Source organism: Comamonas sp. B-9, from assembly GCF_000410635.1.
In the GTDB taxonomy this organism is placed as follows: Bacteria; Pseudomonadota; Gammaproteobacteria; order Burkholderiales; family Burkholderiaceae_C; genus Comamonas.
In genome coordinates this window covers 1-6,806 of the sequence record NZ_APCR01000557.1, presented here as the reverse complement: position 1 = coordinate 6,806, position 6,806 = coordinate 1, and the positions used below count along the sequence as shown (strand labels likewise).

Here is a 6,806-nt window from a genome sequence, read left to right as displayed (position 1 = left end):
AGGTTTGCATGGAAATCAACACTTTCCTTCCGTTTGTCCATGCCTATCAGTATTGGGGAGTCTTTTGCTTCATAGCCCACACCGTCGTACTTGAGCCGACCGGTGAACGAGAGGGAGCCGTAGCGTCCCTGGAGAGTGCCCAGTTTCACATCCGCTGTCGGGCCCGCGATTCGCAACCAGCTGTTTTCTACGTAAAGCAGCGGCAATGCGCGGTTCTTGTTGTCGGAACCAGCATACGGTTGTTGGAACACCCCAGCAGCGAGGCCCAAACCCCACTGCGTTCCGTCAGCTGTAGGGTCAGCCTCGGCGAGCGCGTTGCTGGTCATCGCCGCGAAAGTCGCACATGCGGCAGCGTTACGGAAAGCTCGCCGAGCGGCGTGTGGCGAAAAGTGGAAATTGCCAAAGGAGGACATGAAGACAGCCGTCTTTAAGTTAGAACGGAAACAATCTTCAGCGAGGTCCTATTACTGCGCACTTACTCGGCTCAAGTATTTAATGTGCGTTCCCCGGCTTGTGAATCAGAGGGCCGAAACAGTTGAAAAGAATTCCTAGTTCGCTCGCAAATGTCCACTTCTGCTATGGGTCGATGCCCGCTTCGGGTCGCAAGCCGCCATCGGAACGAGCTCGGCAAGCTGGCCAGGTGGGTAGGATCTTTACGCAAGCTGCCATCGACCAGTCCGTTCGCAGAGCACACTTGGATTGGCCTCTAGGACCTTTGCAAGAGTGTAAGAATGGCTGGATCAACTGTTATCACTGATTCTGCAAATGTCCTTGATCTACAAGGACACCAATTTGCAAGATCAGTCAGATCCTAGCGCTGGATGGCGCCGACAACCGCCAAGTTGCCTTTAAGTCTGCAATACATCCCGTATTCGGTGCGCTAAACATCCCTCTCGTACATCGTCTCCATCTAGCCAGGCCCATTGCATGCGACCCAACACCCACTTCCAGATCGAGGTTGAGCGCTGCGGCGTTGAGCCGTTTCAGCTGGAGGCAAACGCCGCCTGCGAAGCCTCTGCCTTTGCCACCACGGAGGCCCATCTCAGACCTGGGAATGTGATCACCATCGCGTGCCTGGGTGAAGGCGTAGATTACGGAAACCTCATCATGGAGGTCTCCGCAGACGGCGATATCCACCTGGTTGCGCATGAGCATCGAGGGTTCCAAGTAAACGGGGTGTCGCTGGAGCACGCCTTGGCGGCATTGCGATTCTGGTTGCCGCTGCAGGAGCGAGATTCCCGTCTCGCATGGGAAGATCAGTAAAACCAATCCATGCTTCCGCCGGATCGCCTCTGGCGGCTGCTGAACTTAGCAGTGGGGCAAATAGCCGCAATGCGCTGCTAGCGACCATCAACGATGACGCCTGTTGCCACCCTGCCCCGCACCCTGCTACGAGTAGGGAGATGCCCCGCTTAGTTGCCCCAAAGCAACATACCGACGTAGGCCACAAGTAGGTATTCACACTGGATCACCGCTTTTTGGGCTGCAAGCGGCGCTGAATGTGTAGGACAAGCCCCGCTTTTAAATACAATTCGTTCTCATTCCTAACACCAATCCCCTGGCAAACCTCGCTGCGGCGCCCCTGACTGGCGCCGTTGTGCTGTGCCCGCCTCGTTTTTTGCTGCCTTTACCATGTCCGCATTCACCAGCACCTCGCGCAAGCCATCGGGCGCCCGTCCAGCCCTGAGCCAGATCACTGCAGCCGTCCTGATCAGCCTGGCACCCGCTGCCAGCGTGCTGGCCCAAACGGCAGATGCTGCGGCTGCAGCGCCTGCCGATGACGAACCGGTCGCAGAGAGCACCTTGGAGACCATCCAGGTCTCCGGCGATCTGCTGGGCAGCGGTCTGCAGAACCAGCTCAAGACCTTTGCCGGTGCCCGCACCATCGTCAACAAGGACGTGATCGAGAACAGCGGTGCGTCGAGCATTGGCGATGTGATGCGCCGCATCCCCGGCGTGCAAAGCAGCGACAACTCCGGCACGGCAGGCAGCGCGGTGTCGCTCAACATCGGGGTGCGCGGTTTGACCGGCCGCTACTCGCCGCGCTCGACCGTGCTGCTCGATGGCGTGCCGCTGGCCGTGGCGCCCTACGGCCAACCCCAGCTGTCGTTTGCCCCGGTGAGCCTGGCCAATATCGAATCCATCGATGTAGTGCGCAGCGGCGGCGCGGTGCGCTATGGCCCGCAAAACGTGGGCGGCATCATCAACTTCAACACCCGCGCCATCCCCACCAGCAAGGACATCACCGGCGATGTGACCATGCGCTACAACGGCTTTGGCAAAGGCGGAGAGAACAACACGCTCTACAGCACCTTCCTGGGCTCGCAACTGGACAACGGCCTGGGCTGGGCGCTGCTGTACTCGGGCATGACGGGCTCCGAATGGCGCAAGGACAGCGATGAGCGTTTGAACGATGTGGCGCTGAAGTTCCGCTACGCGCTGTCGGGCACCTCCGAGGTCTACGGCAAGCTGTCTTACTACGATGTGCGCTCCAACACGCCTGGCGGCCTGACGGTGGCCCAGTACAACGCCAACCCCTTCCAGAACACCCGCCCCACCGACATGTGGGATGGCGAGCGCAAGGGCCTGGACCTGGGCTATATCAACACCCTGTCGGACACGCAGGAGTTCGAGATCCGCGCCTACTACAACGACAGCGCGCGCTCCAGCCGCCTGATCAATGCCGCGCAGACCCAGATCAACTACCAGCCGCGCAACTACCAGACCCTGGGCATCGAGCCGCGCTACACCCAGCGTTTTGCGCTGGGCAGCAGCACGCATGATGTGACCGTGGGCTACCGCTACATCCGCGAGCGTGGTGACGACAACAGCAGCCTGCTGAACCTGTCCACCAACGTGATGGGCGCCACCACCTCGTTCGACAACGCCACCGATGCCCATGCCGGTTATATCGACGACCGCATCGCCATTGGCGCCTGGCGCATCACCCCGGGCGTGCGCTTTGAGCACATCAAGTCCGAGCGCGACGACCGCAGCGGCGCGCAAAGCTTTGACACGCGCAACAACAAGTGGCTGCCCTCGGTCAGCGTGTCCTACCTGGTCAACCCGGCCCTCACGCTGTTTGCCAACTACACCACCTCGTTCGGCCCGGTGCAGAACATCCAGCTGAACTCGCAAACGGCAGCCAACCCACTGCGCCCCGAAGTGGCCAAGACCAAGGAGCTCGGTGCCCGCTGGCAAGACAAGCAGTGGCGCGCAGAAGCCACGGTGTTTGACCTGCGCTTTGACAACCAGATCCTGCAGACGCCGGGCGTCGTGCCCGTCACCTTTGCCAATATTGGCGCCACCAAGCACCAGGGCCTGGAGCTGGCGCTGGAGTACAGCTTTGACAAGGCCAGCGCCCTCGCCGGCACCACGGTGTATGGCAACTACACCTACACCAAGGCGATCCAGAAATCGGGCACCACCGCCGGTCTCGATGTGCCTTTCTACGCCCGCAACACCGACACCGTCGGCGTGCGCTATGAGCGCAATGCCTGGGGCTTCAACCTGTCGAGCACGCACCAGAGCAAGCAGTACTCGGACCTGGCCAACACCGAGGCCGAATCGGCCAATGCCAATGTGGGCCGCATCCCCGGCTTTCGGCTGTGGAACGCCCAGGTCAGCTGGAAGGTGCCGCAGTACAAGGGCAGCGAAATCATGGTCGGCGTGAACAACATCGCCGACCACCGCTACTACACCCGCAATGTCGACGGCAACCCCGGCCGCATGGTTGGCGCGCCGCGCACCTTCTACGTCCAGGGCCGCTACGCGTTCTGATCCACCTATTACCCGCCTTCGTAAAACAAGACCCGCAACACCTGATGCGGGTCTTTTTGCCGATGGCTTCGCCTGTTTTGTGACCCTCTGATGACCCCTTCTCGCACCACCGCCCGCTCCGCCGCCTTCCACCCGCTGACCTGCCTGAGCAGCATCGCGCTGGCGATTGCCGCCTGGCCCGCCGTTGCACAAACCGCGCCGGATACGGCCACCAGCGCCACCACCGCCACGGCCGCTGAGGCCGTGCTACCCCAGGTCATCGTGCAAGAAAAGGCGCAGGAAGTCGGCTACCAGCCCAAGCGCGCCACCACCGCCACCCGCAGCGATGCCGCGCTGCGCGATGTACCCCAGGCCATTGCCGTGGTGCCCGCCCAGGTGCTGCAGGACCAGCAGGTGCGTTCCATCGACGAGGCACTCTACAACGTCAGCGGCATCACCCAGGCCAACACCCTGGGCGGCACGCAAGATGCAGTGATCAAGCGCGGCTTTGGCTTTAACCGCGATGGCTCCATCCTGCGCGATGGCATCCGCACCGTGCTGGCCCGCAACCTCACCTTCACGACCGAGCGGGTCGAGGTGCTCAAAGGCCCCAGCTCGGTGCTCTACGGAACCATGGACCCGGGCGGCGTGATCAACATGGTCACCAAAAAGCCCCAGCTCAGCTTTGCCGGCCAGGTGGGCGCCTCGCTGTCGAGCTACGGCGGCGGCGGTGCCTCGCTCGATCTGACCGGCCCCATCGGCGAGCAGGGCCTGGCCTACCGCTTTATCGCCGACACCAGCGATGTCGACTACTGGCGCAACTTTGGCAAGAACCGCCAGACCGTCATCGCCCCGTCGCTGGCCTGGTATGGGCGCGATACCTATGTGCGCATGTCCTACGAGCACACCGACTATGAGCAGCCCTTTGACCGGGGCACCGTGATCGACAGCCGCACCGGCCGCCCGGTGGCCGTCGACCGCCGCGAGCGCCTGGATGAGGCCTACAACCGCACCCTGGGCGATTCGGACTTTTTCACCGTGCAGGCCCAGCACAGCCTCAACAGCCAGTGGAAGCTCAACGCCGCCTACAGCTACAACCGCAACCGCTATGACGACTACCAGGCCCGGCCGGTGTCGCTCAACCCCACCACCGGCATCCTCACGCGCCGGCCCGATGGCACGCGCGGCGCATTGAGCCAGCAGCATGTGGGCCAGATCAACCTGGAAGGCAAGCTGCAGGCGGGCGGCATGACGCACGAGATCCTGGCCGGCCTGGACGCCGAAGACAGCAATATCTTCCGCCGCGACATCATCCGGGGCAGCAACAGCGGCGGCTTCAATGTCTACGACCCGGTCTATGGCAACCTGCCCAACGCCACCACGATCGACGAGGCCCAAAGCGCGCAGAGCGACAAGATCCGCCAGCAGGCGCTGTTTGCGCAGGATTCGATCCGCCTCTCGCCCCAGTGGCTGCTGCAGCTGGCCGGGCGCTGGCAGCACTACGACCAGATCGCGGGCAAGGGCCGGCCCTTTGTGGTGGGCAGCGAGGCGGACGGCAGCAAGTTCGTGCCGCGCGCAGGCCTGGTCTGGCAGCCCAGTACCGAATGGTCCATCTACGGCAGCTACAGCGAATCCTTCAAGCCGCAAAGCAGCATTGGCAGCGTCATCGGCACCCTGCCGCCCGAGACCGCCAAGGCCTGGGAGCTGGGCACCAAGTGGGAGTCGCCGGCCGGCATCACCGCCACCGCTGCGCTCTATGACATCCGCAAGCGCAATGTGGTGGTGAACGAGACCATCGACGGCCAAAGCTATGCCCGCGCCGTAGGCGGTGCCCGCTCGCGCGGCCTGGAGCTGGATGCCGCTGGCCGCCTGGGCAAGCAGTGGCAGCTGATTGGCACCTATGCCTACACCGATGCTGCCGTCACCGACGACCCGCAATACCAGGACAACCGCCTGGCCAATGTGGCGCGCCACACCGCCTCGCTCTTTGCCGCCTATGATTTTGCAGCCAGCAACAGTGGCCGCTGGCGTGCCGGCGCCGGCCTGCGCCATGTGGGCCGCCGCGCGGGCGATGCCGCCAACAGCTTCAACAACGCCGGCTACACCGTGGCCGACAGCTTTGTCAGCTGGGAGCGCCCCTGGAGCGGCCGCATGGTCAAGCTGCAGCTCAACGTCAAGAACCTGTTCGACAAGAACTATGTCAGCTCCTCGGGCAGCCCCATCTATGTGTCCTTGGGTGAGCGCCGCCAGGCCGTGCTGCGCGCGGTCATAGATTTCTAAACATCGGCCTAAGCAACAGACAACAAAGACAAGCATGTGGAGTTTTAAAAATATCTGGTTCCAGATCCATTGGCTGATCGGCATCACCGCAGGCACGGTGCTGATCGTCATTGGCCTCACCGGCGCCACCTATTCCTTCCAGGACGAGGTGCTGGACTGGGCCAACCCGGGGACCGCCAGCGTGCCGGTGCAGCCAAGCCCGGCGCTGACGCCGCCCCAGTTGCTGGCGGCAGTGCGGGCCAGCGGTGAGCAGCGCCGTATCGACCGCATTACCTTGTACGCCGAGCCCGGGCGCAGCGCCCAGTTGGCCTTTGCACCGGAGAAGGGTGAGCGCCGGGGCCAGAGCGTCTACCTCCACCCCTACACCGGCGCCCAGCTGCCGGCGCAAAGCGGCCGCGAGTTTTTTGAATGGAACGAGCGCCTGCACCGCTGGCTGCTGCTGCCGCGCGACGATGGCAAACCGATAACGGGCAGCCTCTCGCTGTGCCTGCTGCTGCTGTCGCTCTCGGGCCTGTACCTGCGCTGGCCGGCCAAACCGCTGTCCTGGCGCAGCTGGCTCACCTTCAATGTACGGCGCAAGGGCAGGCCGTTTTTGTGGGGCCTGCACTCGGTGGCCGGCACCTGGGTGCTGGTCGTCTATGTGATGCTGACCCTGACCGGCATGTACTGGGCCTTTGATGCGGTGCGTGCGCCGGTGGACCGCTGGATGGGCGCGCCCTCCCGCGCAGCGGCCCGCGCCGAGCAATCGGCCGCGCAAGAGGCCGCCC

4 protein-coding genes and 1 pseudogene are annotated in these 6,806 nt (G+C 63.2%); 4 read left to right on the top strand and 1 reads right to left on the bottom strand.

Annotation, left to right across the window (positions count from 1 at the left end; translation table 11 throughout):
• Window positions 1-413, bottom strand: a pseudogene (locus H928_RS26300) (MipA/OmpV family protein); the annotation flags it as partial.
• A 514-nt stretch (window positions 414-927) separates the two neighbouring features.
• Here H928_RS26300 and H928_RS0105380 point away from each other — a divergent pair.
• From H928_RS0105380 to H928_RS26295, 4 genes are all read left to right on the top strand, one after another.
• Window positions 928-1,263, top strand: coding sequence for a hypothetical protein (locus H928_RS0105380; RefSeq protein WP_021025582.1), 336 nt, complete (start codon window positions 928-930; stop codon window positions 1,261-1,263).
• Window positions 1,264-1,632: 369 nt separating this feature from the next.
• Window positions 1,633-3,780: a TonB-dependent siderophore receptor gene (locus H928_RS0105375; RefSeq protein WP_052329775.1), complete on the top strand. Its 2,148-nt coding sequence runs from the start codon at window positions 1,633-1,635 to the stop codon at window positions 3,778-3,780.
• Between the two features lie 90 nt (window positions 3,781-3,870).
• Window positions 3,871-6,039 (top strand): TonB-dependent siderophore receptor, encoded by a 2,169-nt coding sequence (locus H928_RS0105370; RefSeq protein ID WP_021025580.1) that lies wholly within the window; start codon window positions 3,871-3,873, stop codon window positions 6,037-6,039.
• A gap of 34 nt (window positions 6,040-6,073) precedes the next feature.
• The coding region (locus tag H928_RS26295; protein ID WP_043338844.1) for a PepSY domain-containing protein at window positions 6,074-6,806 on the top strand (733 nt) is incomplete at its 3' end.

Bases quoted from the DNA above. Each gene is read 5' to 3' on its own strand.
- H928_RS0105380 (WP_021025582.1), top strand. From the start codon at position 928: ATGCGACCCAACACCCACTTCCAGATCGAGGTTGAGCGCTGCGGCGTT.
- H928_RS0105375 (WP_052329775.1), top strand. From the start codon at position 1,633: ATGTCCGCATTCACCAGCACCTCGCGCAAGCCATCGGGCGCCCGTCCA.
- H928_RS0105370 (WP_021025580.1), top strand. From the start codon at position 3,871: ATGACCCCTTCTCGCACCACCGCCCGCTCCGCCGCCTTCCACCCGCTG.